This is a genomic window from Psychrobacter sp. 1Y4, from assembly GCF_051847555.1.
The window spans coordinates 1-514 of the sequence record NZ_JBPYDE010001171.1; the positions used below are offsets into that span (position 1 = coordinate 1).

1 protein-coding gene is annotated in these 514 nt (G+C 48.1%); it reads left to right on the forward strand.

From position 1 onward, the window contains the following. Positions 1 to 514, forward strand: a 514-nt coding sequence (locus ACS8FC_RS20990) for a c-type cytochrome (protein ID WP_439298205.1), incomplete at both ends; no start/stop codon positions are given.

Sequence of the window (514 nt, forward strand, 5' to 3'; positions counted from 1 at the left end):
CTTAATGGGGTCAGTATTGTTCCTGCGCAGCCAAACCTTGGCGGCCAAAACGTAAAGTATCTTTATAAACAGTTAGTTAACTTTAAAGCAGGCTATCGCAAAAACGGTATCATGCAGTCACAGGTTGCTAACTTGTCTCAGCAAGATCTAGCCAACGTGGCAGGTTACTACTCTAGCCAAGCGCCTTGGGGTGTTGGATACGGCAACCCTGCAACGAACCAAGAAGCCACTAAACTATTCTTGGGCGGTGATAAGTCACGCGGTGTGATTGGTTGTGCTGGCTGTCATGGTCCGGACGCTGCAGGTAACCCTTGGGCGGCGTTTCCAAAATTAGGCGGACAGCATGCTCAATACATTGCCACTCAGCTAAAACTATTCCGCGCTGCTGGACGTGCTGATGATATCGATAGCGATGATCAAAAACGTGTCAATGATGCTGCGAAAGAAGGTGAGATGGGCATGATGCAAACGGTTGCATCGAAATTATCAGATCGTGACATTCGTATCTTGTCAG